This is a genomic window from Cellvibrio sp. ATLC23, assembly GCF_057196725.1.
This window is the reverse complement of sequence record NZ_JBXUOS010000004.1, coordinates 398,471-424,773: the sequence shown is the minus strand read 5'-3', so window position 1 is coordinate 424,773 and position 26,303 is coordinate 398,471. Positions and strand designations below refer to the sequence as shown.

Annotated in this window: 26 protein-coding genes and 1 tRNA gene; 16 read left to right on the top strand and 11 right to left on the bottom strand. The window is 46.4% G+C overall.

Annotation, left to right across the window (positions count from 1 at the left end; translation table 11 throughout):
* Positions 1-38: 38 nt before the first annotated feature.
* The gene (gene cysN / locus AC2CG4_RS09595) at positions 39-1,457 is read left to right on the top strand and encodes a sulfate adenylyltransferase subunit CysN (protein WP_484486043.1); all 1,419 of its coding nucleotides are present in this window, start codon (positions 39-41) and stop codon (positions 1,455-1,457) included.
* A gap of 70 nt (positions 1,458-1,527) precedes the next feature.
* Here the strand turns inward: cysN and AC2CG4_RS09590 are convergent, their stop codons facing one another.
* On the bottom strand, positions 1,528-1,956 hold the full coding sequence (locus AC2CG4_RS09590) for a secondary thiamine-phosphate synthase enzyme YjbQ (RefSeq protein WP_484486042.1): 429 nt from the start codon (positions 1,954-1,956) through the stop codon (positions 1,528-1,530).
* A gap of 325 nt (positions 1,957-2,281) precedes the next feature.
* Entirely contained in the window at positions 2,282-2,626 is a 345-nt protein-coding gene (locus AC2CG4_RS09585) for a HopJ type III effector protein (protein WP_484486041.1), read from the bottom strand.
* A gap of 158 nt (positions 2,627-2,784) precedes the next feature.
* On the opposite strand from AC2CG4_RS09585, the gene AC2CG4_RS09580 reads away from it, so the two are divergent.
* From AC2CG4_RS09580 to AC2CG4_RS09550, 7 genes are all read left to right on the top strand, one after another.
* Positions 2,785-4,482, top strand: a complete 1,698-nt coding sequence (locus AC2CG4_RS09580; protein WP_484486040.1) for an NAD-dependent malic enzyme — start codon at positions 2,785-2,787, stop codon at positions 4,480-4,482.
* 435 nt (positions 4,483-4,917) lie between these two features.
* Entirely contained in the window at positions 4,918-5,280 is a 363-nt protein-coding gene (locus AC2CG4_RS09575; RefSeq protein ID WP_062065307.1) for an MmcQ/YjbR family DNA-binding protein, read from the top strand.
* A 58-nt stretch (positions 5,281-5,338) separates the two neighbouring features.
* On the top strand, positions 5,339-5,944 hold the full coding sequence (locus AC2CG4_RS09570; RefSeq protein ID WP_484486039.1) for a helix-turn-helix domain-containing protein: 606 nt from the start codon (positions 5,339-5,341) through the stop codon (positions 5,942-5,944).
* A 121-nt stretch (positions 5,945-6,065) separates the two neighbouring features.
* Complete coding sequence (gene fadB / locus AC2CG4_RS09565; RefSeq protein ID WP_484486055.1) at positions 6,066-8,216, top strand: fatty acid oxidation complex subunit alpha FadB; 2,151 nt, start codon at positions 6,066-6,068, stop codon at positions 8,214-8,216.
* 12 nt (positions 8,217-8,228) lie between these two features.
* Entirely contained in the window at positions 8,229-9,407 is a 1,179-nt protein-coding gene (gene fadA / locus AC2CG4_RS09560; protein ID WP_484486038.1) for an acetyl-CoA C-acyltransferase FadA, read from the top strand.
* 192 nt (positions 9,408-9,599) lie between these two features.
* The gene (locus AC2CG4_RS09555) at positions 9,600-10,982 is read left to right on the top strand and encodes a hypothetical protein (protein WP_484486037.1); all 1,383 of its coding nucleotides are present in this window, start codon (positions 9,600-9,602) and stop codon (positions 10,980-10,982) included.
* A gap of 63 nt (positions 10,983-11,045) precedes the next feature.
* Positions 11,046-11,312 carry a hypothetical protein gene (locus AC2CG4_RS09550; RefSeq protein ID WP_484486036.1) on the top strand — a complete coding sequence of 89 codons (267 nt, stop codon included), beginning with the start codon at positions 11,046-11,048 and terminating at the stop codon, positions 11,310-11,312.
* Positions 11,313-11,408: 96 nt separating this feature from the next.
* Here the strand turns inward: AC2CG4_RS09550 and AC2CG4_RS09545 are convergent, their stop codons facing one another.
* From AC2CG4_RS09545 to AC2CG4_RS09535, 3 genes are all read right to left on the bottom strand, one after another.
* Positions 11,409-11,816 carry a cell division inhibitor SulA gene (locus tag AC2CG4_RS09545; protein ID WP_484486035.1) on the bottom strand — a complete coding sequence of 136 codons (408 nt, stop codon included), beginning with the start codon at positions 11,814-11,816 and terminating at the stop codon, positions 11,409-11,411.
* Positions 11,809-12,411 (bottom strand): transcriptional repressor LexA, encoded by a 603-nt coding sequence (gene lexA / locus AC2CG4_RS09540; RefSeq protein ID WP_484486034.1) that lies wholly within the window; start codon positions 12,409-12,411, stop codon positions 11,809-11,811. Before lexA ends, AC2CG4_RS09545 begins: the two co-directional genes overlap by 8 nt.
* A gap of 85 nt (positions 12,412-12,496) precedes the next feature.
* Positions 12,497-12,859, bottom strand: a complete 363-nt coding sequence (locus AC2CG4_RS09535; RefSeq protein ID WP_484486033.1) for a DUF2845 domain-containing protein — start codon at positions 12,857-12,859, stop codon at positions 12,497-12,499.
* Between the two features lie 226 nt (positions 12,860-13,085).
* Here AC2CG4_RS09535 and fliS (AC2CG4_RS09530) point away from each other — a divergent pair, with 226 nt between their 5' ends.
* The 4 genes from fliS (AC2CG4_RS09530) (at position 13,086) to AC2CG4_RS09515 (ending at position 16,083) form a co-directional block, all read left to right on the top strand.
* Positions 13,086-13,472, top strand: coding sequence for a flagellar export chaperone FliS (gene fliS / locus AC2CG4_RS09530; protein ID WP_062065330.1), 387 nt, complete (start codon positions 13,086-13,088; stop codon positions 13,470-13,472).
* Between the two features lie 13 nt (positions 13,473-13,485).
* Positions 13,486-13,764 carry a hypothetical protein gene (locus AC2CG4_RS09525; protein WP_484486032.1) on the top strand — a complete coding sequence of 93 codons (279 nt, stop codon included), beginning with the start codon at positions 13,486-13,488 and terminating at the stop codon, positions 13,762-13,764.
* 158 nt (positions 13,765-13,922) lie between these two features.
* Entirely contained in the window at positions 13,923-14,330 is a 408-nt protein-coding gene (gene fliS / locus AC2CG4_RS09520; RefSeq protein ID WP_484486031.1) for a flagellar export chaperone FliS, read from the top strand.
* 292 nt (positions 14,331-14,622) lie between these two features.
* Positions 14,623-16,083 carry a sigma-54-dependent transcriptional regulator gene (locus AC2CG4_RS09515; RefSeq protein WP_484486030.1) on the top strand — a complete coding sequence of 487 codons (1,461 nt, stop codon included), beginning with the start codon at positions 14,623-14,625 and terminating at the stop codon, positions 16,081-16,083.
* Positions 16,084-16,156: 73 nt separating this feature from the next.
* Here the strand turns inward: AC2CG4_RS09515 and bioA are convergent, their stop codons facing one another.
* Together bioA and AC2CG4_RS09505 are read right to left on the bottom strand one after the other, a co-directional pair.
* Positions 16,157-17,461, bottom strand: coding sequence for an adenosylmethionine--8-amino-7-oxononanoate transaminase (gene bioA / locus AC2CG4_RS09510; protein WP_484486029.1), 1,305 nt, complete (start codon positions 17,459-17,461; stop codon positions 16,157-16,159).
* A gap of 272 nt (positions 17,462-17,733) precedes the next feature.
* A complete protein-coding gene (locus AC2CG4_RS09505) occupies positions 17,734-18,534 on the bottom strand; it encodes a flagellar brake protein (protein ID WP_484486028.1) in 801 nt (266 codons plus the stop codon).
* 289 nt (positions 18,535-18,823) lie between these two features.
* Between AC2CG4_RS09505 and ttcA the strand changes: the two genes are divergently transcribed.
* Positions 18,824-19,729 carry a tRNA 2-thiocytidine(32) synthetase TtcA gene (gene ttcA, locus AC2CG4_RS09500; protein WP_484486027.1) on the top strand — a complete coding sequence of 302 codons (906 nt, stop codon included), beginning with the start codon at positions 18,824-18,826 and terminating at the stop codon, positions 19,727-19,729.
* A gap of 70 nt (positions 19,730-19,799) precedes the next feature.
* Here the strand turns inward: ttcA and AC2CG4_RS09495 are convergent, their stop codons facing one another.
* The gene (locus tag AC2CG4_RS09495) at positions 19,800-20,420 is read right to left on the bottom strand and encodes a hypothetical protein (RefSeq protein ID WP_484486026.1); all 621 of its coding nucleotides are present in this window, start codon (positions 20,418-20,420) and stop codon (positions 19,800-19,802) included.
* Between the two features lie 106 nt (positions 20,421-20,526).
* Here AC2CG4_RS09495 and ald point away from each other — a divergent pair, with 106 nt between their 5' ends.
* Together ald and AC2CG4_RS09485 are read left to right on the top strand one after the other, a co-directional pair.
* Entirely contained in the window at positions 20,527-21,645 is a 1,119-nt protein-coding gene (gene ald / locus AC2CG4_RS09490) for an alanine dehydrogenase (protein ID WP_484486025.1), read from the top strand.
* Between the two features lie 146 nt (positions 21,646-21,791).
* On the top strand, positions 21,792-24,242 hold the full coding sequence (locus AC2CG4_RS09485; RefSeq protein ID WP_484486024.1) for a putative bifunctional diguanylate cyclase/phosphodiesterase: 2,451 nt from the start codon (positions 21,792-21,794) through the stop codon (positions 24,240-24,242).
* A gap of 17 nt (positions 24,243-24,259) precedes the next feature.
* Here the strand turns inward: AC2CG4_RS09485 and AC2CG4_RS09480 are convergent, their stop codons facing one another.
* The 3 genes from AC2CG4_RS09480 to AC2CG4_RS09470 form a co-directional block, all read right to left on the bottom strand.
* The gene (locus tag AC2CG4_RS09480) at positions 24,260-24,970 is read right to left on the bottom strand and encodes a 16S rRNA (uracil(1498)-N(3))-methyltransferase (protein ID WP_484486023.1); all 711 of its coding nucleotides are present in this window, start codon (positions 24,968-24,970) and stop codon (positions 24,260-24,262) included.
* 99 nt (positions 24,971-25,069) lie between these two features.
* Positions 25,070-25,146: transfer RNA gene (locus AC2CG4_RS09475), tRNA-Arg, on the bottom strand.
* A 123-nt stretch (positions 25,147-25,269) separates the two neighbouring features.
* The gene (locus tag AC2CG4_RS09470) at positions 25,270-25,740 is read right to left on the bottom strand and encodes a Fur family transcriptional regulator (protein ID WP_484486022.1); all 471 of its coding nucleotides are present in this window, start codon (positions 25,738-25,740) and stop codon (positions 25,270-25,272) included.
* Between the two features lie 96 nt (positions 25,741-25,836).
* Between AC2CG4_RS09470 and AC2CG4_RS09465 the strand changes: the two genes are divergently transcribed.
* A complete protein-coding gene (locus tag AC2CG4_RS09465) occupies positions 25,837-26,283 on the top strand; it encodes a TraR/DksA C4-type zinc finger protein (protein ID WP_484486021.1) in 447 nt (148 codons plus the stop codon).
* Positions 26,284-26,303 lie beyond the last annotated feature (20 nt).

The following is a 26,303-nucleotide window of genomic DNA, read 5'->3' as shown; positions in this document are numbered from 1 at the left end:
TTTAGTCAATACAACTTACTGATTGCAAAGAGACCCTTATGAGTCATCAGTCCGAATTAATTGCGCAGGATATCAACGCCTATCTCGCGCAACATGAACAAAAAGAATTGCTGCGCTTTTTAACCTGCGGCAGTGTAGATGACGGCAAAAGTACCTTAATCGGCCGTTTATTGCATGACTCAAAAATGATCTATGAAGATCAATTGGATGCAATCCGCTCTGATAGCGTTAAACACGGCACTACCGGCGAAAAAATCGATTTGGCGCTGCTGGTAGACGGTTTGCAAGCGGAGCGTGAGCAGGGCATTACGATCGATGTTGCCTATCGCTATTTTTCTACCGCAAAACGTAAATTTATTATTGCGGATACACCAGGTCATGAGCAGTACACGCGTAACATGGCGACGGGCGCATCTACTTGTGATCTTGCGATTATCTTGATTGATGCACGCTATGGTGTGGTTACTCAAACTCGTCGCCACAGTTATATCGCTTCATTGCTGGGCATTAAGCATATTGTTGTTGCTGTTAATAAAATGGATTTGTTGAATTTTGATCAAGCAGTGTTTGACAAAATCAAACAAGATTATTTTGATTTTGCGGCGAAATTAGGTATGAACAATGTCATGTTTGTGCCTATCTCTGCATTGGATGGCGACAACGTGGTGAATCGCTCAGAGAGATCACCTTGGTATCAGGGTCAAACCTTGATGGAAATTTTTGAAACTGTGCCTATTGCGGGCGACAAAAATTATTCGGATTTCCGTTTTCCCGTACAGTACGTCAATCGTCCCAATCTCAACTTCCGTGGCTTCTGCGGCAATGTTGCATCTGGTGTAGTGAAGGTCGGCGATGAAATTCGTGTACTGCCTTCTGGTAAAACAAGCTATGTAAAATCCATCGTGACTTACGATGGAGAATTGCAGGAGGCATTTACTGGCCAAGCAGTCACATTGACACTCACTAGCGAGGTTGATGTTAGCCGTGGTGACATGCTGGTATTAGCAAAAGACTCAGTGCCACAATCCAATCATCTTAAGGCACATGTTGTATGGATGGCAGAAAAAGGCGCTCAAGCGAATTCCGAATACCTGTTTAAATTCGCCAGCAAAGTGGTGAGTGGATCGATTGAGGCCATCAATTATCGTATCGACGTAAATACGCAGGAACATTCAATAGTTAATCAGTTGCAGTTAAACGATATCGCTGTAGTTGATGTGTTATTGACTCAACCTGTTGTTGCCGATGAGTACGATAATAATCGTGCGACCGGTGCATTTATTGTGATTGATCGCCTCACTAACATCACCGTAGGCGCTGGTATGGTTATCGAGCAGCTGGAGTCAAAAGCGACAACGCTGACTCAGTACAGCGACTTTGAAATCGAGCTAAATGCACTTATTCGCAAGCATTTCCCTCACTGGAACGCCGCTGATTTGAAATCCCTGATTAGTTGATATTTCTCAAACCTTAATAAAGCCCTAGTGAGAACTAGGGCTTTATTTTTCCATATAATTCTTTAGTCGATCACATGTAGACTTCACCGTGTAACGTTATTACTAGCGTGCGGTTGCCGCCGTGATTGCGATGCTCACACAAATAGACGCCTTGCCAAATCCCTAAATTTAACTGCCCATCGGTAATGGGAATATTTAGGCTTGCTCCCAAAATGCTGGCTTTTAAATGTGCTGGCAAGTCATCACTACCTTCATCATTATGTAAATAATAGTGGTCATCTTCCGGTACTGCGCGATTAAAAAAGCTTTCAAAATCTTTGCGCACGGTTGGGTCGGCATTTTCATTAATTGTTAATGATGCTGAGGTGTGTTTAATGAGAATATTCAACAGGCCGATTTTGTAATTGCTTAACTCGGGCAACCGCCGCAGGATTTCGTCGGTAATTAGATGAAATCCTCGCGTGCGAGCAGCTAAATGAAGTTCTTTCTGTATCCACATAATACTATTGCTGTTTGGTTGATAGAGAAGGGCACTCATCGGGAATATGGCCGATAACCTTTGAGTCTGCGCAGGCGCTACAGGCGTTACTATACGTTTTTTGCTCTGTTGAGGGACAAGGTGTGGTTACGCAGCGGACATTGGTATCCTTTGTCGCACAAACCGGCCGATAATCTCTTGTGCATATGTGCGGTCGATTTTCAGGGCAGTGTGTCAGTTCTGCTTTAGGTGTATTTTTTGTAGATGTAAGTGATGAAGCGCAAGCTGTGAGGCTGATGGTGATCACAATGAGTCTGAGTAGGTATAACATGGCGGATTCCTAAAGTTATTTTTTGCTTAATGCACTGCCACTAAACGTAATGCCGCTCCAGCCAGATTGCATAAAGTTACGAATATTTTGATGGTCTTGCGCATCGGGATGTTGCAGTACATCAACACGGTAATAATCCCCAAAACATACCAATGTTTGAGCTTCTGTTAGATTGTGTAACTGAGCGAACGAAAATAATTTACAAGAACCGGAATTTTGTCCCGCTTCATTCTTAAGTGAGCCGTTTTGAAATGCGGTGGGCGTGAAATCGTAATTTTCTTCAATCACCGCAATCGTGTCAGCAAAGTGAACAGTGTTGGGAGTTGAATTAACTTTTTCGATAAATTTATCAATGTTCATGGTTATCTCACGTAATTCAAAAGAGGGTCAATGAGGCGGATTGCGGGCATTTTACCCTTCGGCAGCGCAAATTAATAATTGTTATTCCCCTCTGCTGGTTGTTCTAGGGCAATTGCGCTATGGTTGCATTAAACCCCTAGAATTGGTTAGTGAATGTCATGGCGAAAAAACGTCCGATCTATATCCCTTTTGCTGGGCCTGCATTATTGGAAGCGCCGTTATTAAATAAGGGGAGTGCGTTTACTGAACGTGAACGGCAACAGTTTAATCTGGAGGGGTTGCTTCCCTACAACATTGAGACGATCGAGGAGCAGGAGGCGCGGGTTTATCATCAGCTTCGCTCGTTTGAGTCGCCTATCGATAAACATATTTATCTGCGCAATATTCAGGATACTAACGAGACCGCGTATTTTCGTTTGGTGACTGATCATCTGACAGAGATTATGCCGCTGATTTATACCCCTACAGTCGGTTTGGCTTGCCAGCAGTTTTCTAAAATATACCGGCGTAAACGCGGGTTGTTTATCTCTTATCCCGATCGTGATCGCATCGAAGATATGTTGCAAAATGCGACCAAACAAAACGTCAAAGTGATCGTGGTTACCGATGGCGAGCGTATCCTGGGGCTGGGTGATCAAGGTATTGGCGGCATGGGGATTCCAATTGGCAAGCTTGCCCTTTACACCGCTTGTGGCGGTATAAGCCCTGCGTATACCTTGCCGGTTATGTTAGACGTGGGTACCAATAATCCTGCACTGTTGGATGATCCTATGTATATGGGGTGGCGTCATCCGCGTATTACTGGCGACGAATATTACCAATTCGTCGATGAATTTATTCAAGCCGTTAAAGTTCGCTGGCCAAATGTACTGCTTCAATTTGAAGATTTTGCGCAGGATCATGCAACTCCGCTTTTGAACCGTTATCGTGACCAGCTCTGCTGCTTTAACGATGATATCCAAGGGACCGCTGCAGTTGCTGTCGGAACCTTAATGGCTGCGTGCAAAGCCAAAGGTGAGCAACTCAAAGACCAACGAATTGTGTTTGCTGGCGCTGGTTCTGCAGGATGTGGCATCGCCGATCAAATCATTAAACAAATGAAAGCAGAAGGTGCTAGTGACGCAGAGGCGCGCAGCAGAGTTTTTTTGATTAGTCGCGATGGCTTACTGCAAAGACAAGTGCCGGGGCTGTTCGATTTCCAGCTTCCGTTTTGCACGCCCGATGAAGTAGTAAATAGCTGGGTGTTAACTCATAAGCTAGGAGATGGATGCATCAACTTATTAGATGCGGTCAGTAATGCTCACCCCACAGTACTGATTGGTGTCTCGGGTCAAGCCGGTTTATTTACCAAAGCGGTAGTTGAGGCGATGCAGGCTCACTGCGAACGCCCCTTGATACTGCCGCTGTCCAACCCTACATCACAGGTAGAGGCTCAGCCGGTAGATATACTGCGCTGGACGTCTGGTAAGGCTATGGTTGCTACTGGCAGCCCCTTTCAGCCAGTCGACATGGGGGGGCAGACAATTGAAATAGCCCAATGTAATAACAGTTACATATTTCCTGGTATTGGTTTGGGTGTTATCACAGCGAAGGCTGCGCGTGTGACCGATAATATGATGATGGCCGCGAGTAAGGCACTGGCCGAGTCATCACCTATTGCTCAAACCGGGAGCGGGGCTTTACTGCCCCCCTTGGAGAGCATTCGGGAGGTAAGTAAAGTCATTGCCAGAACTGTCATCCTTCAAGCAATTACAGATGGTGTTGCTCTGCCTATTCCGCTTGAATTAATTGACGAAAAGATCGAAAAGAATTTCTGGTATCCAGAGTATCGAGAGTATAGGCGTACGTCGTTCTAGGTGTTTTTAACGATATACAAATAATATATATGCAATTACTCACTAAGCTCATATATGCTAGTCTTCAGTTGAGAGTGTAAGAAATTGCGACACATCTTCCGAACCTAAAAAAGTATGTAATTTTGATTGGATTTGTGAAGCAGGCGGGATGAGTAGTGGTCGCATTGACCATAAAATAGCCGCCAAAATAAAATTAGATGAATTCTGCGCCATTCTTGCTATCGTTTCTCGCGCGGGTGATGCAGAATAAGCACTAGGTGAAGGAGCAGGCCGATCATGTTGGTGACAAATACAATTTGTTTTTTTGGTGCCTATACTTGTGAGGTATTGCATGTAGGAACTTGCAGTAGCAAAAGATTATGAATGTAAGTGTTCGACCTTAACCCTATTTATAGCTTTTTAATCGACCCGAGTTGTTCGATAAAGGACTAAAACATGGATTTTCTTTCCGCACAGAAATACCTTTTAACTAAACATCAAGCCAAGGAAATGTTTCCCTCTGGCCCAGATATGGCGGTTTATAAAGTTTGCCATAAGATGTTCTCTACTCTCACCGCAGAGGGGGGAGTGCCGCGTATCAGCCTGAAATGCGATCCTGATCTTGCGTTGCAGTTGCGAGAGCAATATCCGGCTGTTCGCCCAGGCTTTCAAATGAACAAAAAGCACTGGAATACCATTATTTTGGATGGCACTGTTCCTAGTGACCAGATCCAGCGCATGATTGATCATTCTTATCAGTTGATTGTGGATAATCTGCCAACAGCTGAGCGAGATCAATTGCTCGCCTCCAAAAAGTAAATTCCGCGTCTGGCACTGGGTATTTAACCCAGTGCTTTTCTTTGTTTTGGTACCAAGCATGTCGAATGATGCAACTGGTATAGAATCCTCCCTGAATATTACTATTATCTCCAGTGAATCGGTTGACACTGCCTCCTCCAGCTCTGTTCTTTTGGATACGGCGGCCCGGATTAAGCTGATTCGCGAGGCTTTTGGTTTTTCTCAGCGTGAGTTGGCCAAGCGTGCAGGAGTGACCAATAGCAGTATTTCAATGATTGAGCAGGGGCAGGTAAGCCCAAGTATCCAATCGCTTAGCCGCATACTTGCTGTATTTCCGATTAGTCTGGCCGATTTTTTTTATTTTCAGCTTTCTGTTGATCGCCAAGCAAAGGTTGTCACTGCGTCGGATGCGGATGGTTACGATTCTAAAATGCAGCAACGGCAGTTGGATGCTCGAATCGAATGCCTGTCGGCAGGGCAGTTCACCGCGTTTAGTACCGCCGCAGTAGATAGTTGTGGTGTGCTATTGAGTGGTTGCTTGCAGTTGACCTTGCTAAGTGGAAGGCAGATGCTAAATCAGGGCGATAGCTTTTATGTCCCTGCCAGTCAACCGTATCGCTTAATCAACCTTTCCTCACATGATGCGAGCCTATTTCGTTGTTCGCTTTTTGTGCACCAAAGGTGATGTGCGTAAATTTTTGTGCGTTAAAGCCCAGCAGTTTGCACTCCTATAAGGCAACTCTACGCCAGCCTGCTACACTCAAAACCATGTTTCCCTCCTCGTTCCTTACTAGAAAGAGAGATTTATTATGTTTCAAGGAAAAGCCTTAAAGGTGTCATTACTACCTGATGGTATTGCTGAGTTAACCTTTGATTTACAAGGTGAATCGGTAAACAAGTTCAGTCTGCTTGTTGTTTCTGAGCTTCAGCAAGTACTCGATTTGCTCGAAAATGAAAAAAATATTCAAGGATTGTTGATCAAGAGTGCAAAGGATGTGTTTATTGTAGGAGCCGATATTATGGAGTTCGGAGCAGTATTTGCCTCTGGCCCTGAACAAATTACTGGCCATTTGGCGACTAATAATGTCAATTTTTGTCGCCTTGAGGATTTGCCATTTCCCACTGTTGTGGCGATTAATGGTTTCGCATTGGGCGGTGGCTTGGAGTTTTGTTTGTCATGTGATTACCGTATCGCCAGCACGGCTGCCAAAGTCGGGTTGCCCGAGACTAAATTAGGCATTATTCCTGGTTGGGGCGGTACTGTACGCTTACCGCGAGTGGCCGGCCTTGATACAGCAGTTGAATGGATTGCTGCGGGGAAAGAAAATGATGCAGAAGCTGCATTAACTGCGCGTGTTGTTGATGCGGTTGTTGAACCAGAAAAATTACATGATGCGGCACTGCATTGTTTGCAGCAGTGTATTAATGGCAAGTTCGATTACCAGGCTCGCCGCGCGCAGAAAAAAGCCCCGTTAAGATTAAACTTTATCGAATCCATGATGGCCTTTGAGACCTCAAAAGCGTTTGTGGGTGGGCAGGCTGGGCGCAATTATCCAGCGCCTGTTTCTGCGATTAAAGCGATGCAAAAAGCAGCCGATAAGGGGCGCGATGAAGCATTGCAAATCGAAGCGGAAAACTTTGCCAAAATGGCGCAGACCCCAGTCGCTCAATCCCTAGTGGGTATTTTCATCAACGAGCAAGTACTGAGCAAAAAAGCCAAGGCTTGGGAGAAAAAAGCCGATAAAAAAATCGAACGCGGAGCGGTACTTGGCGCTGGGATTATGGGTGGCGGTATTGCCTATCAATCCGCGCTAAAAGGTGTCCCGATTAAAATGAAGGATATCGCCCAGCAGGGGATTGATCTGGGTTTGTCCGAGGCTAATAAATTATTAAGCAAACGTGTTGAGCGTAAAAAATTAACCGCAACTGAAATGGGCAACGTACTGAATCGTATTGAGCCTGCACTGACTTACGATGGCTTTGACCAAGTTGATATTGTGGTTGAGGCGGTTGTTGAGAACCCAAAAGTAAAAAAAGCGGTGTTGGCCGAAGTTGAAACCAAAGTCAGCAGCGATACAGTGCTCGCTTCTAATACCTCGACTATTTCGATCACTTATCTTGCCGAAGATTTAGCGCGGCCAGAAAATTTCTGCGGCATGCACTTTTTTAACCCCGTCCACATGATGCCTCTGGTGGAAGTGATTCGCGGTGAAAAGACATCGGACAACGCTGTCGCTCACACCGTAGCTTATGCCAATGCCATGGGTAAAAAGCCTATCGTGGTAAAAGATTGCCCCGGCTTTTTAGTCAATCGCGTGCTGTTCCCCTATTTGGCTGGTTTTGCGATGTTACTGCGCGACGGTGTTGATTTTCAGCGTATCGATAAATTGATGGAAACCTGGGGCTGGCCAATGGGACCTGCGTATTTATTGGACGTGGTGGGGATAGATACCGCAGTCCACGCCGAAAAAGTGATGGCCAATGGTTTCCCCGATCGTATGCAGCGTGACTTTACCTCGTGTACCGATGCGCTTTTTGCTGCGGGACGCCTCGGTCAGAAAAACGAGAAGGGCTTTTACAATTACGTGTTGGATAAAAAAGGTAAGCCAGCGAAAGTGGCGGCCGCTGAAGTGGCCGATATTCTTAAGCCATGTATTCAAGGTGCGATTGACATCAGCGATGAAGATATTGTCGCGCGCATGATGATTCCAATGGCCACCGAATTAACGCGCTGTCTCGACGAAGGTATAGTGGAAACAGCTGCTGAAGCCGATATGGCATTGGTGTATGGCACTGGCTTCCCTCCGTTCCGCGGTGGCGTTTTCCGTTGGATTGATGCAATCGGTGCGCAAACTTTCTGTGATATGGCCGCAAAATTCGCCGCCTTGGGTGCTCTTTATCAAGCACCGGAAAGTCTCAAAGCCAAAGCGGCTAACAACCAAAAATTTTACGGCTAAGGAGTCATACGAATGAGCTTACAACCACGCGACGCCGTCATTGTTGACTTTGCCCGCAGTGCCATGGGGCGCTCTAAAAACGGTTGCTTTCGTCATATGCGTGCCGATGATATTTCAGCTGCGATTATCAAAGGTTTGCTGGCGCGCAATCCAGAACTCGACCCCGGTACTATTGATGACCTGTTGTGGGGCTGCGTTATGCAGCGCGAAGAGCAGGCGTTTAATATCGCGCGCAATATTCTGTTGTTGGCCGGTTTGCCGCACACCATTCCGGCGCAAACGATCAATCGTCTTTGCGGCTCTTCTATGTCAGCGCTACATACCGCAACAGTGAATATTCGCGCTGGGCAGGGTGATGTGTATCTGATCGGTGGTGTTGAACATATGGGGCATTTGCCCATGTATGAGTCGGTCAGTATCAATCCCTTATTGGGTTTATCTGTCGCCAAAGCGGCGGGCAACATGGGTATGACAGCTGAGTATCTCGCGCTCTTGCACGGCATCAATCGCCAGCAAATGGATGAGTTCGGTGCGCGCTCCCATCAACTGGCCGCTCATGCACGTGAAACGGGTAAGTTTAGCCGCGAAATTATTGCGGTTGATGGTCATAACAGCGATGGTTTTTTAATCTCCGTCGATCAGGACGAAACTATTCGACCAGAAACAACGGTAGAAGCCTTGTCTAAATTGTCACCTGTGTTTGACCCTAAAAATGGGCAAGTCACTGCTGGCACCTCATCGCAATTAAGTGATGGGGCTTCGGTGATGCTGGTGATGTCGGCAGAGCGCGCGAAATCATTGGGTTTAAAGCCTATCGCCAAAGTGGTTTCATTGGGGCTTGCGGGTGTTGATCCGTCGATTATGGGTTATGGCCCTGTGCCATCAACTGAAAAAGCGTTGAAGGCGGCCAATTTAACTATCGACGATATAGATGCTGTTGAACTGAATGAGGCGTTTGCTGCTCAAGCATTACCGGTGTTGAAGGATCTCAAATTGCTTGAAGTGATGAACGATAAGGTTAATTTACACGGCGGCGCAATTGCACTGGGGCATCCATTCGGTTGCTCGGGAACTCGTATCACCGGTTCACTATTGACGGTGATGCAGGATCGCGATTTAAATTTGGGTGTCTCCACTATGTGCATAGGCTTGGGGCAGGGGATTACCACTGTGTTAGAGCGCCTGAATTAATCAGTCGGATCAAACCTGCAGTACCAATAAGGGGTCAACATACGTTGGCCCTTTATTTTTATCTCTATGGTGTCAGTTTGGGTTTCATCCACCCTTATAGCTTCGTCTGTTAAACTGCGTGTAACTATTCTATTTGTGAGAATTGTGTTGGTTTCTTTTTGCTTTGATAAAGCTGTCCCGGCTGCCAAATTAATGGAACAAACCATTCGGCGCTTGCTAGCTATAGGTGAGTTTCCGCAAGCGCAGCAGCTGGTGATCCAGTTTTCCCACTCGCAATATTATCTTCCTGAGCAACCCTCGTTAGAGTTACTTGCGTTGCTTTCAATTGTTGTAGATAGTCACGAATCTATACGTATTGAAGGGAGTATTTGTTTTTTCACTGCTGAGAGGTTGGAGCAACTGCAATCTTTGCCTAATGGCGTTGCTAATGCGAACGAAGTGTTGCGGGAGTATTGTCAACTGCATGCGCTACCTTGGCTTGTGATGTCCGATCCTTGGCTATTGGCTCCCATCCATATCCCCAAACCATGGGGGCAGGAGATTTGGTATACCGGTATTGAGGCTCGCGGTCAGTCTGGTGTAATGGGCGATGCTGGTGTTATCCCCTTGCCGTGGCTGTTGGAGCTTATGTCGGAGCAAATGGGCTTGCCTCATGAAGCTCAGCCTATTTTGCTTAAAATTCTTGATCCACTTCCAGATGAAGTTTATGGCGATTTGTATTTTGAGCTTCATCAAGAAAAACAAGAAGTTTATGTTGTGACCCATATAGACCCGAAGGCTTGGCCTGAGGGGATTGGTGCAATCCAACTGGGTTTTTCGCCTGAAATGCGGCGGCGCTATCAGACTGACGATGCATTTAAACAGGCTTATCTGGGTTCCGTGCTGGCTTATGAGCAGGTCAGGCATTTAATAGATCTTCAGTTAGATGAGAAGCGAACTGCAGCAGGATTAGAAATACACCAGCCTGTAATGCATTCCCAATTGATAAATTGGATTAATGAGTTATCGCAACAGATTGAAAATAAAACATTATTTGAAACTGAGGCTGAGCTGCGCAAAACCATGAACAGTTTTGTGGCGAGTCGTCCATTAACACTGGGGGATGTGATCACCGTACCTAAATTGGTTCCTCATGCACTGCAGCATGGGGTTAGAGTTGTGGAGTTTCAGACCCCAGTTTATGAGCGCAAAATTCTCAGTTTCGGGCAAAAGGTATTAACCCAATCGCACTGGGATACTGAAAGTGCACTTGAATTGGTAGATCTGAATGTTGCCCAATCTCAGCCCTCTGAGTTGCTGATTGCCAATCAGCAGTTGCGCATTGAACGCATTGTAAACTTTGATGATTTTGCGGTGCAGCGAATCCAACTAAATGGCAGTTATACCTCTAAGAGTGATATTTATTCCGTGCTAATGGTATTGCAAGGGCAGTTAACATTGAGCTCTGCTGGGCGGACTTGTGAGCTTGCTTCTGGCCAAGCCGTTCTTCTTCCCAGTGCGGATATGGGCTGGGTAATTGCCAGCACTTCACCTTGTCTCTTGCTGCTTGCCTCTCCACGGCAGCTTGTCAAATAGGCTTTGAGGTAATTGGGTGTTAGAATGCACCCCCCATTTTAAGTTGAGGCAGCCGAGGTAGTCATGTCGTCTTTTTATGAAATTGTTGAATTGCTGAATGGTGATGTGGCTTTGGCGCGTGCTGATGATGAGAAGAATGAGCCTCTGGTGACAATTCGTTTTTCAGAAGAATCTCTGGCTTTTTTGGGTGAAGAAAAATTTTTAGTTGCCAAAGCAATGATTGAAGCAGGGATGGAGGCTGCAGGCGATATTGCTGATCAACAGGCGGAAGCTATGTTAGATGAAATGGTTGAAGAGTTGAGTGATACCGAAAAATTAATGCTGCATTAACTTCAGCTATACAGGCTGAGGCTGCCTCCCTGCGATACTTCATTTATTCGAAGTACAATCCCATCATTAACTGCGTTTAATTAACGCGCCATTAGCTTAGCGCACTCTGAGCAGTAATCCCTGACACTCACCGATTTTGGCTGCCATCTCAAGTTGGGCAAGCTCTTTATCTGCCAGCTTTCCCGGGCTTGATATCACTGTGTGGCTGTTGCCTGCCGAGAGCGCTTCCCACGTAATCCATAAGAGTGTTTGCGGGTTTTGGCAGTGAATAACTCGAATATAGCGCGTATTAACACCATAAGATTCCAGTAATTCACGGCTGATATTGTGGGGTGCGATCCAGGTAATCCAGCGATCGCTGCATGCATTGCTAAGAAAGGCAATCATTGGTAGTAGCAGTGCAACCTGTTCAGGGGAGTCACTGGTTAATACCAGCTCGGTGACGCCGTTCGCGGGTTGCTGCCGAGTAGTAGTGGTGGGGATGACGTGGGCGATGTTAGTCACGGCGAATTACTCCTACACTGAGGCCTTCGATACTGAATTCCTGGTCGCGCATATCAACCAAGATGACATCAAATTCGGGGTTTTCTGGCCATAACTCAACTTCTGCTTTGTTGCCTGAGCGCTTGAAACGCTTAACGGTAACTTCTTCACCTATGCGTGCAACAACAATTTGGCCGTTGCGAACCTGATCAGTTTTATGAACTGCAAGCAAGTCGCCATCGAGAATGCCGGCATCCTTCATGCTCATGCCGTGAACGCGCAGGAAAAAATCTGCACTGGGTGAGAAAAAGCTCTGGGGGATATTGCAATAATCTTCAATATGCTCTTGTGCAAGAATCGGATTGCCTGCTGCAACGCGTCCAACAATTGGGATGCCTGCTTGTATCTCTGGCAATTTTATTCCGCGTGATGCGCCGGGAATGATTTCGATCGCACCTTTGCGAGCCAGAGCCTTAATATGCTCTTCAGCGGCATTGGCTGACTTAAAGCCGAGAATTCGTGCGATCTCGGCGCGCGTGGGCGGATAACCTGTTTCATCTGCGTATTGACGAATAAGTTGCAGTACCTGTTCTTGGCGCGGTGTTAAGTCAGACATGATGCACTCCCGTATCTGTTTATTTGTACAGTGGTTGTGATTATATACAGTAAATCGGGTTGTGCAATAGTTTTTCAATGTGCTCTTATTTCACTCTGTCGCCATAGCGAATACTCTGCAGCTGACCCCGAGCAAAATACAGGTGGGTGATGAATTTGCCTTTGCCGGGGTTGTAGGTCCAGATATCTATATTTTCACATGTCGCTATAGCGATATTGTTTTGTGCATTGTTATCGCCATTTTGTATTCCCTGAGCTTGGGTAGTGGTTGCGATTGGTTGGCAGAAGCTGTCGGTCATTATGGGGTTGCCGCACTTGTCGAGGACTTCTGCTTTAGTGTCACCGAGGTGCGTGAGCTTCGTTTTACAGCGTAAAGACTCGGCAACACATGTGCTGGAGATGCCTGCAAGAATCGTCGCATATAACATTGAAACAAAATGGTTGTTCATGAATATCTCCTTTGCGATGGTTACATTTACTTTAGTTGTTGTGGCTGAATCCGAAATGAATTTATCACTTGGCTTGCATAGTAATCTCGCAAGTTGCGGCATGGTCTTTTTACATTTTTCTCGGTTTCAGGTTAAAGATTTTACGATTAGTGCCGTTAGCTTATAGGGTTGGGTTGTTTGGTCGCTCCGGCCAGCAACGCAAAATTCTAATACTCTGTGGTGATATATGAATTCCTATTCTGCCGTTCAGAACTATGCCAGCGTCAAAGTTCATTCCAGTGTTGAAACAGCATCTCCTCACCGTTTAATACAGATGTTGTTTGAAGGCGCATTAGAGCGCATCGCCCAAGCTAAAGGTGCCATGGCGCAAAATCAGATTGCCCGTAAAGGTGAGTTAATTGGCAAGGCAGTAGCCATAGTGGGCGGGTTACAGGGTAGCTTGAATGACAAAGAGGGCGGTGCTCTTGCCGCTAATCTTGACGGTTTATACGACTATGTCATTCGCCGCCTTAGTCAGGCGAATTATGAAAACAATCCGGAGTATCTGGATGAGTGCGGTCGTTTGCTGGGCGAGATAAAAACCGCCTGGGATGCGATTGGAAGTCACGTGTAACGAGGGGTTTATTATGGCGATTCAGTTGGTGTCTGCTCCTGAATACCGTGGCGAAGCTGGCATTATGGCTATGCGTCATCTGCAGCTAGAATTAACCACCGCATTACAGCAGGAGGATTGGGAAAAAGTTCGGCATTTGGATCGCATTTGCATATTGTTGATCGATAAAGTGATCGCAGCAAATCGCGATGACAAGTCTACATTGGTATGTGCGTTAGGGGAGTTGAAAGGTGTTTATGCTGGCCTGATAGCCCAATGTCAGCGTGAAGTGACGCTTCTTCATGCGACCTAAGTAGGCTGGTATGGATCTGCCCTTGCTTAAAATTGTGAAATAAGTGTTAAAAGCACTAGTTCATAAGGTTTTTAAAACAACTCTCTTATAGCAAAACTCGCAAAAGCCTCTTAGCCCTGCTAGCCTTAAGATACATAACTGCTCGCAGGGGATAGTCCGTGTCTAACTACAAACCACAAGAAGCGCTGAAACAATATCGTCAGTTGGGTATTGAATCAGAAATTAACAATGCTTCGCCACATCGTTTAATTCAATTGCTATTTGAAGGTGCACTTGGGCGTTTGGCGGCAGCTCAAGGAGCTATTGAGCGCGGAGATCTTGCGGCAAAAGGCGAGTTGTTGGGAAAGGCCATCAGCATTATTGGCGGCTTGCGTAGCTCGTTGGATATGGATGCTGGAGAGTTATCTGAGCGACTTGATCAGCTTTATGAGTACATTAACCTTAAGTTGTTGGAAGCATCCAAGTTGAATGATGTCGAAAAAGTTAATGAAGCGATTCAATTATTAAAGACAATTAAATCCGGGTGGGATGAAATTGCCCCACAAGTGGCATCGCCCAAGTCATAAAATTATTTGTCATAAAATAACAAACCATAAAAACAATTTGTGTGGTTTCCGCGTAGTTGCACCATAAGTGTTGTTGATTGTCTTTATTTTGTTCGAAGCTGAAAAGGCGTAAATTTGGCGAATAATTATTCTGGTTGATTAAATGCTGTTAAAACGCCAAAAACATTTCGCCATAAGTTTGACTAAGATCAGTGTCTCGTCTATTACTTACTCCAAGTAGCCGTTTCTTTGCCTTGACTGATATTTTATCTGCCGTCGGGGTGTTGGTATGAAATGAAAAAGGTCTTGGGGTATGTGGCGCAACAATAAAGTTCTTGTTATAGACGATAATCAGTCACGCAGGCACGATTTAAAAATTTTGCTGGATTTCCTTAGCGAAACTACACGCACAACCGCTAGCAATACTTGGCAGGCCGCTGTTGCCGAGGAAAATAACGGCGAAGACTATGTAGCGATCTTGATTGGTGATTATCGTGACAGCAATCAATCTCTTGCGCAGCTGCTTAAAGAAATCCGCTCTTGGAATGATGAGGTGGCAGTTGTCTTGGTTGGCGATGAAAATCAAAATGCCGATGAGGGATTGGATGATCTCTATCGCTTTATGGTTATTGCTACTCTTTCTCTCCCTCCTACCTATAACAAGCTGGTTGATACACTGCATCGCGCCCAGTTGTATCGCGAAGCGCAATCTACGAGTAAGCGACAGCCTCAGCGGCGCCCCGTACATTTGTTTCGCAGTCTGGTAGGTACCAGTCGCGAAATTCAAAACGTGCGTGAAATGATGGCGCAGGTGGCTGATAAAGATGTTTCAGTGTTGATTACTGGTGAGTCGGGTACGGGTAAAGAAGTAGTTGCGCGTAACCTGCACTATAACTCGCCACGTCGGGACAAGCCTTTTGTTCCCGTTAACTGCGGTGCAATTCCAGCGGAGTTACTCGAAAGTGAATTGTTTGGTCATGAAAAAGGGGCGTTTACTGGTGCGATCAATTCGCGCGCTGGCCGTTTTGAAATGGCAGAGGGCGGCACCTTATTTCTAGATGAAATTGGCGATATGCCGCTTAATATGCAAGTTAAAATTTTGCGCGTATTGCAAGAGCGTTGCTTCGAGCGTGTTGGTAGCAACAAAACCCAGCCGGTAGATGTTAGGGTAATTGCTGCAACCCATCGTAATCTTGAGCAGATGATTGCGGATAATACTTTCCGTGAGGATTTGTTCTATCGTTTGAACGTATTTCCTATCGAGCTGCCATCACTAAAAGACCGGTCTGAAGATATTCCATTATTGATGAACGAGTTAGTGTCGCGCATGGAAAGCGAGCAGCGTGGTTCTATTCGTTTTAATTCGGCAGCAATTATGTCGCTCTGCCAGCATGAATGGAGCGGTAATGTGCGCGAGCTTGCTAACTTGGTTGAGCGCATGGCAATCATGCATCCGTTTGGTGTAATTGGTGTGCAAGATTTACCGGCAAAGTATCGTCATGTGGATGTAACCGATGAAGATTTCGTGCACGCGCCAGCAAATGCAAATGGTACTGCAGTATCAGGTAGTACCAGTTATGTAAATATGAACGACACTCCGCTTTTGCCCGAACAAGGTATTGACTTACGTGAGTACATTACCAATTTAGAGATGAGTTTAATTCAGCAAGCGTTGAATGATTGCGGTGGTGTTGTTGCTCGGGCAGCAGATAAGCTTTGCGTGCGCCGCACCACCCTGGTAGAAAAAATGCGCAAGTATGAAATGCAGCGGTAGCGATAGTATCTTGCTTGCCTAATGCTAAAGAGGTGGGTTGAATCGGGGAACTGGCTCCCCTTGACCCTCGCGGCTACTTTGTGAGTGTTGCGACTACTTTCAATATTGACGATGTTAATTTGCTTAATTCATCTTTGCTGATGATGAAGGGCGGCATTAAATAGATAACATTGCCAAAGGGGCGGATCCACACTCCCAACTCGATAAACAGCGGCATTAACTTGCTCGTATCCACTGCGTTTTCTAATTCGACCACCCCGATAGCACCCAGCACGCGCACATCGCGCACGTATGAGAAATCTTTGCATGGTGCCAATTCATCGCGCATTTGTTGCGCGATGTTCGCAACTGTTGTCTGCCAATCGGAGTTGAGCAGCAGATCAATACTGGCATTGGCCACAGCACAGGCAAGCGGGTTAGCCATATAGGTCGGCCCATGCATAAAAATGCCACTCTCACCACTGCAGATGCCGTTGCTCACCTTGTCGTTGCAGAGTGTTGCTGCCAGGGTGATGTAACCTGCGGTCAGTGCTTTGCCTATACATAAAATATCCGGGCTGATACCGGCGTGCTCACAGGCAAATAGTTTTCCAGTGCGGCCAAAGCCGGTGGCGATTTCGTCGACGATTAAAAGAATTTCATTTTTATTGCAGAGCTCGCGTACACGCCGTAAATAATCCGGTGAATAAAAACGCATTCCTCCAGCACCCTGAACAATCGGTTCAAGAATGACTGCCGCAATCTTTTGGCGATGTTGTTGGATGAGCTGTGCAAAATTCGCAATATGGGATTCTTGAAACGTCTCATCAAAACTGCAAGGTGGCGCTTCTGCAAATAAATGATGTGAAAGCGAGCGGTGAAAGAGATGGTGCATACCTGAGTGTGGATCGCAAACTGACATGGCACCAAAAGTGTCGCCATGATAACCGCGCTTTAATGTTAGAAACATGGTGCGCTGAGCCTGACCTTGAGAATGCCAATATTGAATTGCCATCTTAAGTGCAACTTCAACTGCAACAGAGCCTGAATCAGAAAAGAAAACTTTATTTAATCCATCGGGAGCTATTTTAGCGAGTGAGCTGGCGAGCTTTACTGCAGGTTCATGTGTAATTCCGGCAAACATCACGTGCGCCATTTTACCAACTTGATCAATCACTGCTTGATTTAATACCGGATGATTGTAGCCGTGCAGTGTGCTCCACCAAGAGGACATGCCGTCAACCAAAACGCGGCCGTCTGCCAGATGTAATTCTGCCCCCTGTGCGTGGTTTACTGCTGCAACAGTACCGGGTTGGGTAAATGATGTGTAAGGGTGCCACACGTGAGCACGATCTAGGCGCAGTAAATCTTGGTTGGCAATTTCTTGGCTGTATATCATGAGGGTTCCATATCATCCGCAGAAAATAATTAGTCGTTTGCCCCAAGCTTAACGAAATTTTTTGTAAAAAGCTGAATCAATTGCGTTAATTCACGGTGGCATTAATTAAATCTGAGAATCAAATCCAGTTGTTTGTGCGATAGTTTATCCGTCCTGTTGATGTGATTGGTGATGCCGCGAATTACATCTTCAGCATTGGTGTTTCTATCTTAGTTCAGAACAAGAGAATCAGTAGCTTTCTTCTACTGGTTTATTTTCACGATTGCCTGTCCTCAGGCGGCGTAGCTGTTGATGGGTTCTGGGGCGCAGTGTCCACTATGGCTGAGTTGCGATTCGCGCAGAAATCGGGCGAGCGCGGCGCGCGTCTCTTCCTCCATATCGATAAACTCAACACTGATTTGGGTATGGCGATAAGGGCTGCGACCTATACGAAACGCACAGATACGCGCGCGGCAACGAATTTGTAGCTCATCGCTAATATCCACCTCGCACATTGGCAATAGAGCGCCATGGCGCAGGTAGGGCAGCATATTGCCCGCTACTATCAAGCGTAGTCCGCCGGTAGAAATGTCTTGTAATGTGCCATAACTGGGTTCTTGCCCAAGGGTGCGAATTTTGACCGAAAGTGGTGATTGGTGGCCGACGATAAAACGCGGTGCGTTGCGTCTGGGCATGTAATAAACAAACTCAGGCAGGGCGATGGCAAATCCTATTGCGTCATAGGTAAAGCCCATGGCGACTATAGGGGCGCGAATGACCAGCTGCTCGCCATTGCGATGGTGGCGCAGGGTAATTTCATCGCCCGCGTCTAATAATAGTTGTTGCGGGAAAAGGTCATCCAGCCAGAGTAGGCCGCGTTCGACATCAATCGCCAAAATCATGCTCTGATAAACACGGCTGGTACCGGTAATTTTTATCTCCAGTAATTGCCTCTGTGCGTGTAACTCCGCTAGTGGGAGATACCGCTCAGGGATGTTATTTGCGGACGATACGTCCTCTTGTCCAGCGGCTGGTGCTTTGGTTGGTGCAGATGAGCGAGCACCTTTTCTAAACAGTTTGTCGAAAAACGACATGACTACCTCCTCACGGCAAAAATTCTCCCCTGGTACTGCTTTCGGTGGGGGCTTGATGGTGGTAAGAGCAAGCCCTATGCCAGATGCTGGAGGTGCCAGTCTGTATAGGGTATCCAGACAATAGTTGTAGCGATTTCAGTTGCTTAGCCGGTAATAACCCTATTATAGACCGGCAAAATCTTGCCGTGATTTGGGGGATTCGTTTCAACTTGCGCGCAAAATCCGTACAATGCGCCGCTCGCCGACCCAGTCGCCGATTGAGCTACCTTCCCGCATGAGTTTTGAGTCCATGAAAGAGTTACACGAACGCAGAGATCGCCTTGAATTTAACAAGCTGCAAAAACGCTTGCGCCGCCTGACAGGCTCAGCCATTGTCGATTACAACATGATCGAGGATGGCGACAAGGTGATGGTGTGTTTGTCGGGGGGTAAGGACTCTTACACCATGCTCGATATTTTAATGAGCTTGCAAAAGACGGCACCGATTTCGTTTGAATTGGTTGCAGTAAATATGGATCAGAAGCAGCCCGGTTTCCCAGAGCATATCTTGCCGCAGTATTTGGAGCAGGTCGGCGTGCCTTACCATATCATCGAGCGTGATACTTACAGCATCGTCAAAGAAGTGATTCCGGAAGGCAAAACCACCTGTGGCTTATGCTCCCGTCTGCGTCGCGGTACGCTGTATGGTTTTGCAGAGGAAATTGGTGCAACCAAAATTGCGCTTGGTCATCATCGCGACGATATTATCGAAACCTTATTTTTGAATATGTTTTTCGGTGGCAAGCTAAAAGCCATGCCGCCCAAACTCTTGGCCGATGATAAACGCAATATAGTGATTCGCCCGCTGAGTTACTGCGCGGAGGAAGATATTGCCCATTTTGCTGAGCTAAAAGGCTTCCCGATCATTCCGTGTAATCTCTGCGGTTCACAAGAAAACCTGCAGCGTCAGGTTGTTAAAGACATGTTGCAGCAATGGGAACGTCAATTTCCCGGCCGTACCGAAACAATTTTCTCGGCTATCCGCAATACCCAACCATCGCAATTGGCCGATTTAAATTTATTCGATTTTGTGAACCTTAAAACCAATAAAGATGCCCCCGCAGTTGATGATGAGGCAGATGCTTGCGGCATAGCGTCACCCGTGAATCACAGCGACAATGCAGTTCAGTATGTGGATGTATTGGATATTCATTAATCTGGATTTAACCCGCTAATAACCAAAAAGGCTGCATTTTGCAGCCTTTTTGGTTTTTTATATTCTGAATTCATGCCACCAGTTTTTTCGAGTTATCCATCACCCGGGTGCGATAGCTTTGTATAAATTCATCGGTATTGCGAGCGCAGCCTGTACCGTTGTCAAAGTGGTTGGCCCAGAGTTGGGCGAGGGTGGATATATCAACGGGTTTGCTGATGTCTATCGCGCTACGGCGGTAAATCATCCAGGCCATACCGGTGCTGTAAGTTAAATTGCTGATCAATTCACCGTGTGGATTTTTTAAAAATTGCTGCTGGCTGGCTAAACCGCGCTGTTGCGAAGCTAAATCGGGAAACTGTACTAAATAGGTATCCCACAGCTCCTGATGTTTTTCGGCAGTGATGCGATACAGTCCTAAGCCTTTGGTTTGCGCGCAATAACAATGCAGTCCCAAAAGTGATTCTTGTGCTGCGGTGCCGAGCAGCAGGTTCTCGGCAATCTCTGAATGCTCCCCTAAACCGTGCAAATAAGGTTTGATAATCAACTCGCGTAAATCACTGACATCGATACCCATAACTACCTCAATGGCCTCATTTTTGTCACCGCAGTGCCCCAAATTGTCAGTATTGGCGGTAAATAACTCACTTTTGCGCGATTTCTGATTCAAATTGAGTGTCAAAAAACTGTACATAACTCATGCAGCATAAGTTGCGCCAACTTGCTGCAAGCTGAATGAGTTTGTTTGAATCCTTTGGCTATACTCAGGTGGGTAGTAATTGATGACAGGAAAAGCGCTTATGCGTATCGGTATCCCAAGAGAAATAAAAGCAGGTGAGAATCGGGTTGCTTTAACACCGGCAGGCGCGGCTGAATTACATCGGCGTGGCCACAGTGTCTATGTGATGAGTGGTGCGGGGCAGGCGGCGGGTTTTAGTGATGCGCGCTACCAACACGCAGGTGCAAGTCTGGTGGATTCTTTAGCCGAGGTTTACGTCAGTGCGGATTTGATTGTGAAAGTCAAAGAGCCGCAACCTGAAGAATATGCATTACTGAATAATCGCCATCTACTGTTTACTTATTTGCATCTGGCCGCCAATCGCACCTTAACCGAGGCGCTACTCGCATCTGATGCAAGCTGCATCGCCTACGAAACCTTGACGGATACGCAGGGGCGATTGCCTTTGCTTGCACCTATGTCGGAAATTGCCGGGCGCATAGCGGTGCAGGCGGGTGCCCATCATCTGGAAATGGCGCAGGGTGGCAAGGGGGTGTTATTGGGTGGTATCCCAGGTGTCGCACCGGCCAATGTGTTGATATTGGGTGGAGGTGTAGTGGGCGCAAATGCGGCTGCTATGGCGGTTGGTTTGGGTGCTCAGGTGCACATAATGGATAAATCCTTGGCGCGTTTGCGGCAGTTGGATGAGCAATGGCGCGGCCGTGTGATCTGTGAATATGCAAACCAAGAGCGCATCGAGTTGATAGCACTGCAGTCGGATTTGATTATTGGCAGCGTACTGAACGCAGGTGCCAGCGCGCCTAAATTGTTGAGTCGGGATCTGATCGCACAGATGGAAAACGGCAGCGTTCTAGTCGATGTTGCAATCGATCAAGGCGGGTGTTTTGCAACATCCAAACCGACCACACATCAACACCCAACCTATATCGAAGAGGGTGTGGTGCATTATTGTGTTGCGAATATCCCTAGCGCGGTAGGCCGCACAGCAACTCTGGGGCTGACTAATGCAACCTTGCCCTACATTATCCGTTTGGCGGAAGAGGGTATGGGGGCACTGCAATCAGATACTGGTCTGCTTGCGGCGCTGAACATTTATCGCGGGCAGCTCACTCAGGTGGGTGTTGCGAAATCATTTTCCATGCCTTGTGGTGATGCTGCATTGTTACTATCAAAAAGTTAATTTTCCTATAGAAAATAACACTATAGATTTAGGTGACATGGATAATCTTGTTCTATACTCACGCAAGACTGAGCGTAAATTGCCAGTGTAAGGCACTCACTATCCCACCCATATAACTGATAAAGTCCTTCGGAAACCCTAGGTCAATGAGAGATAAAGCGCCTTCCTTTTTTAATGGCATCTCTTTCCAGCTTGCCAAGATTGGCATCATTCTGGCGTTTGTTTTGAGCTTCTTATTGAGTTCAGTACAGTTGTATCTTGATTTTTTAAATCAGGAAAAAGAACTCAAAACATTGATCGACCGTGTAATTCAAGTTGCCACACCTCCTGCTGTACGTTCCGTATCGACTCTGGATGATGAGCTTTCCTACGAAGTGGTTAACGGCTTATTGCGCTATGGTTTTATTTATGAAGTCGTAATTTACGATGATACTGGCAATGTGCTTGCACAAGGTAGCAGCACGCGCTCGGAAGTAAAAACCCGCTGGCTCACTAATAAAATCGCTGAAAATACCCGTGAATACACCGCGAATCTGTTGTTGCCCGGCTACAGCGATGGTACTTCGGGGAGTATTCGTTTCTCGGTAGATATGGATTTGGCCTTGGAGGGTTTTTACAATCGCTCACAAACCGCGTTGATGACAGGCTTGTTGCGCAATATGTTCTTGGTGTTGTTGCTGTTCGTGGTTTTTTATTACACCCTGACTAAACCGTTAGTGCGGCTATCGCGTGAAATTAATAGTATTAATCCCGATCATCCCGGCGTTAATCGCCTCACGCAATTACCAGCACAGCGCAAAGATGAGCTGGCGCAATTAATCGCCAGTTCTAATCAATTATTGGATGTGGTTGAGCTTTCCCTCGCCAAGCGTCGCGCAGTTGAATTGGCTCTGCGTAAAAGTGAAGAGCATTTACGTCAAATTATCGATCACTTACCGGTAATGATCGGCGCGCGCAATATCGCTGGTTATTATTTATTTGCTAACAAAGCGCTCGCTAATGAATTGGGTTATACCCCTGAACAAATGCGCAACTTGCATGTTCGCCAGCTACTTAAAGATTCAGTGTTCGATATAGACACCATGCTGCAAAACGATTACCGGGTCATTCGTGGCAATGAAGAGTTGGATGTAATTGAAGAGCGTTTTGTGACATCAACCGGGAAACAACTATTTTTGCAAACGCACATTATGCCGCTCGCGTTTTACGACGAGCGAGTTGCGTTAATTGTGTCGGTCGATATTACCGAGCGAAAAAATGCCCAAGCCAAAATGGAATTTATGGCGCACCACGATGCCCTTACTGGCTTGCCCAATCGTTTGCAGTTAGTCGAGCGCCTTGAGCATGAACTGCGTCGTGCAGAGCGGCATGGGTATTTTGGGGCGGTATTGTTTATCGATCTCGACCAGTTTAAAACTATCAATGATTCGCTTGGTCATCCAGTTGGCGATCGGGTATTGGAAGTGGTTGCAAACAGATTATTGCAATCCGTGCGAGAGGAGGATTTGGTCGCGCGTTTGAGTGGCGATGAGTTTGTCGTAGTGCTCACTGTGCTGGATCAAAATATCGAAACCGCAGCATTACGCGCAGGTGAGATCAGCGAAAAAATTCGCGCTATCATTTCCCAGCCCTATATGTATGACAACATGGAACTGCGGGTGACCTGTAGTGTGGGCGTGGTGGTTTACCCGGAAAAAAATAATTCTGTTCATGAATTGCTGCGCTACGCCGACACCGCTATGTATCAGGTGAAAGAAAAGGGGCGCGACTCAATTGAATTTTTTAACGAAGAGATGGCCGATAAAGTGAGCCGCCAATTAACAATGGAAGGTGATTTGCATCGCGCACTGGAAGAGTCGCAATTTGAATTGTATTACCAGCCTAAAATTGATATTCCCAGTGGTCGTGTTGTAGGTGCTGAAGCACTGTTGCGCTGGAATCATCCTACCAAGGGTATGGTTTCACCGGTTGATTTTATTCCAGTGTTAGAAACTTCAGGAATGATCATTGATGTTGGTCAATGGGTGTTGGATGCTGCCTGCAAAACGCTGGTGAGATGGGATAAAGCAGGGTTATGGAAACAAGGCATGACAATGAGTATTAATATCAGCCCGCGTCAATTTCGCCGTGCGGCATTTGTTGATGATGTATTGGCAACTCTCGAAAAATATCCAATTCCAACCGCATCATTGGATATGGAGATTACCGAAGGCATTGTTATTCAGCGTGTTGATGATGCCATTGTCACTATGACAACCCTGAGTGAACGAGGTATCAGTTTTTCGCTCGATGACTTTGGTACTGGCTACTCCTCAATTAGCTACCTCAAACGTTTGCCGGTAAGTACATTAAAAATTGATAAAGGGTTTGTGCGCGATATTATCGAGGACCGAAACGATCGTGTATTGGTCGAAACCATTATCACCATGGGGCGCTTGCTGGATATGAAATTAGTTGCAGAGGGCGTAGAAGAGGCCGAACAATTGGCGATTCTGGCATCGTTTGGTTGTGATTATTATCAGGGCTATTTATCAAGCCAGGCAGTACCGGTCGTTGAATTTGAAACCATTTTGCAGCGCGAACTAGCCAGCGAATAAGACTGAACATTTTTTAATTAAAATAATCTGCCGAGTAAATAGGGTACCGCTGTTTCCACCCGCATAATTCTCTCCCCCAAATGCACCGCTTCAAAACCGCATTTTTCCAGTAAATCAATTTCATAGGGAATAAATCCGCCTTCAGGGCCTACTGCTAATGTCAGTGAATAATCTATCTGGCAGGGGCAAACGGTGGGCGTATAGGGGTGTGCAACCAGCGCGCGGCTACCGGCCACAATTGTTGGCAGCTCATCTTCTACAAACGGTTTAAAACGTTTGTGTAAGTGCACTTGCGGTAATTGGGTGTCGCAGCCTTGTTCTAACCCTAAAACCAATTGCTCACGAATGCTCTGTTCATCTAGGAAGGGTGTTTGCCAATAGCTTTTTTCTACGCGGCAAGAATGGATCAAATGCAGTTGTTTAACGCCGAGCGTGGCAATGGTTTGCAATATACGGCGCATCATTTTTGGGCGTGGCAAACCGAGCACTAGCGTTAATGGCAGCGCGCGCGGTGCTGGCTGGTGTAGGTCTATTTCCAGCGATATTGCATCATCGCGCAATTCGGTAATTAGCCCGCTGCCCATATTCCCATTGATCAAGCCAACTTTTAATTTATCGCCCAAGGCGGCGCCGTGAACCTGCTTGATATGTGCAAGCTGGCGCGGATTTTTAATGCAAGCGCGGTTATCGGCGAGCAAATCGTCTGGTGATAGCAAAATGAGATTCATAATGGACGCAGGCTTGAGGGCTGCTTAGGTTTTCTCTGTTGGCGTCTCGCCCAGAAATGGGCGCTGGGCTGCTTGTTCAGGGCGAATCGAAAATTCAGATGGCGTCCCTGGAGGGATTCTAACCCCCGACCTGACTCTTAGGAGGAGCCCGCTCTATACAGCTGAGCTACAGGGACGTGCGGGCGCATTATATGCAAATTTGTGCATAAAAATTAAATTTTGTTTGATGTTTAGTCTTAGTTGCAACAAATGGGTGGCTGTTACACAACTTTGGTTGGTTATTTGAAGTGGGATAGGGCTCAGTATGAGTGGATTGAGCAGTTCATGCAGATGCAATCTAACTCTAGCTCCATAGTGTTCAATTGAAAGCCAGTTGAATTTATAAAAGTCTTTAACTCTACTAATAACCGCTGATCGACCCCGAATTCCTTCACGTCGCCACAGGTTCCGCAGATGAGAAATTGTGATACTTGTTCACAATTTGCTTCCAGCTTTGGGGTTATAGCCAGATATTTCCCCGCCGACTTTAATTTCCGCACCAGATGTTTTTGCTCCAAAAACTCCAGCATCCGATAAATGGAAATAGGGGTTAGGTGGCGCGCAAACTCCGCGTTTACTGCCTCGATCAGATCATAAGCACTCATAGGCTGGCCTGCCTTGAGCAGGGCGGTATAAACCTCCAAGCGTTTTGGGGTGATTACTACTTGTGAGCCATTACATATTGCTCTTGCTTTGGTTTGCCAATCGGTAATAGAGCGATCGCTTTGCATAACCGTAACCCTTGTTTTTGTTGGATGGATAATTGCCCTTTAAATATTATGTGTTACATTATAACATCTCATTTGGTGTGCTACAGAGGATATTTAATGGCTAAGCCCGAGGTTCAAGTGCTCTGTACGCCGCTTACTGCCGCAGAGCTTCTAAAAATGCCGGCGAGCGATTACATGAATGAGCTGCAGTTGGCGTTTTTCAAGCAGATTTTGTTGGATTTAAAACATCAAACCAGTGAACACATAGAAAGTATCAAACAGGAAATTGCAGCGCCTATTGCAGAGGCCGATGAATTGGATCGCGCGCTGCTGGAGGAAGATAACCGCCAGCGGATGCGAATTGCGGAGCGCGAATATTTTTTGCTGCGCAAGATCGATAAGGCGTTGGAGCGAATTGAGCGCAATGACTATGGCTACTGCGAAGCCTCGGGCGTGGAGATTGGTCTGCAGCGGTTGCTCGCGCGGCCAACAACTGAATACAGTACTGAAGAAAAAACGCGTCAGGAAAAGTTGGAACGAAATTTTTCCAAACAACGTAATTAATTATTAACACTAAAAAATAT

Excerpts from the sequence above, each read along its gene's own strand:
- cysN (WP_484486043.1), top strand. The coding sequence starts at position 39 with ATGAGTCATCAGTCCGAATTAATTGCGCAGGATATCAACGCCTATCTC.
- AC2CG4_RS09590 (WP_484486042.1), bottom strand. The coding sequence starts at position 1,956 with ATGTGGATACAGAAAGAACTTCATTTAGCTGCTCGCACGCGAGGATTT.
- AC2CG4_RS09585 (WP_484486041.1), bottom strand. The coding sequence starts at position 2,626 with ATGAACATTGATAAATTTATCGAAAAAGTTAATTCAACTCCCAACACT.
- AC2CG4_RS09580 (WP_484486040.1), top strand. The coding sequence starts at position 2,785 with ATGGCGAAAAAACGTCCGATCTATATCCCTTTTGCTGGGCCTGCATTA.
- AC2CG4_RS09575 (WP_062065307.1), top strand. The coding sequence starts at position 4,918 with ATGGATTTTCTTTCCGCACAGAAATACCTTTTAACTAAACATCAAGCC.
- AC2CG4_RS09570 (WP_484486039.1), top strand. The coding sequence starts at position 5,339 with ATGTCGAATGATGCAACTGGTATAGAATCCTCCCTGAATATTACTATT.
- fadA (WP_484486038.1), top strand. The coding sequence starts at position 8,229 with ATGAGCTTACAACCACGCGACGCCGTCATTGTTGACTTTGCCCGCAGT.
- AC2CG4_RS09555 (WP_484486037.1), top strand. The coding sequence starts at position 9,600 with ATGGAACAAACCATTCGGCGCTTGCTAGCTATAGGTGAGTTTCCGCAA.
- AC2CG4_RS09550 (WP_484486036.1), top strand. The coding sequence starts at position 11,046 with ATGTCGTCTTTTTATGAAATTGTTGAATTGCTGAATGGTGATGTGGCT.
- lexA (WP_484486034.1), bottom strand. The coding sequence starts at position 12,411 with ATGTCTGACTTAACACCGCGCCAAGAACAGGTACTGCAACTTATTCGT.
- AC2CG4_RS09535 (WP_484486033.1), bottom strand. The coding sequence starts at position 12,859 with ATGAACAACCATTTTGTTTCAATGTTATATGCGACGATTCTTGCAGGC.
- fliS (WP_062065330.1), top strand. The coding sequence starts at position 13,086 with ATGAATTCCTATTCTGCCGTTCAGAACTATGCCAGCGTCAAAGTTCAT.
- AC2CG4_RS09525 (WP_484486032.1), top strand. The coding sequence starts at position 13,486 with ATGGCGATTCAGTTGGTGTCTGCTCCTGAATACCGTGGCGAAGCTGGC.
- AC2CG4_RS09515 (WP_484486030.1), top strand. The coding sequence starts at position 14,623 with ATGTGGCGCAACAATAAAGTTCTTGTTATAGACGATAATCAGTCACGC.
- bioA (WP_484486029.1), bottom strand. The coding sequence starts at position 17,461 with ATGATATACAGCCAAGAAATTGCCAACCAAGATTTACTGCGCCTAGAT.
- AC2CG4_RS09505 (WP_484486028.1), bottom strand. The coding sequence starts at position 18,534 with ATGTCGTTTTTCGACAAACTGTTTAGAAAAGGTGCTCGCTCATCTGCA.
- ttcA (WP_484486027.1), top strand. The coding sequence starts at position 18,824 with ATGAAAGAGTTACACGAACGCAGAGATCGCCTTGAATTTAACAAGCTG.
- AC2CG4_RS09495 (WP_484486026.1), bottom strand. The coding sequence starts at position 20,420 with ATGTACAGTTTTTTGACACTCAATTTGAATCAGAAATCGCGCAAAAGT.
- ald (WP_484486025.1), top strand. The coding sequence starts at position 20,527 with ATGCGTATCGGTATCCCAAGAGAAATAAAAGCAGGTGAGAATCGGGTT.
- AC2CG4_RS09485 (WP_484486024.1), top strand. The coding sequence starts at position 21,792 with ATGAGAGATAAAGCGCCTTCCTTTTTTAATGGCATCTCTTTCCAGCTT.
- AC2CG4_RS09480 (WP_484486023.1), bottom strand. The coding sequence starts at position 24,970 with ATGAATCTCATTTTGCTATCACCAGACGATTTGCTCGCCGATAACCGC.
- AC2CG4_RS09470 (WP_484486022.1), bottom strand. The coding sequence starts at position 25,740 with ATGCAAAGCGATCGCTCTATTACCGATTGGCAAACCAAAGCAAGAGCA.
- AC2CG4_RS09465 (WP_484486021.1), top strand. The coding sequence starts at position 25,837 with ATGGCTAAGCCCGAGGTTCAAGTGCTCTGTACGCCGCTTACTGCCGCA.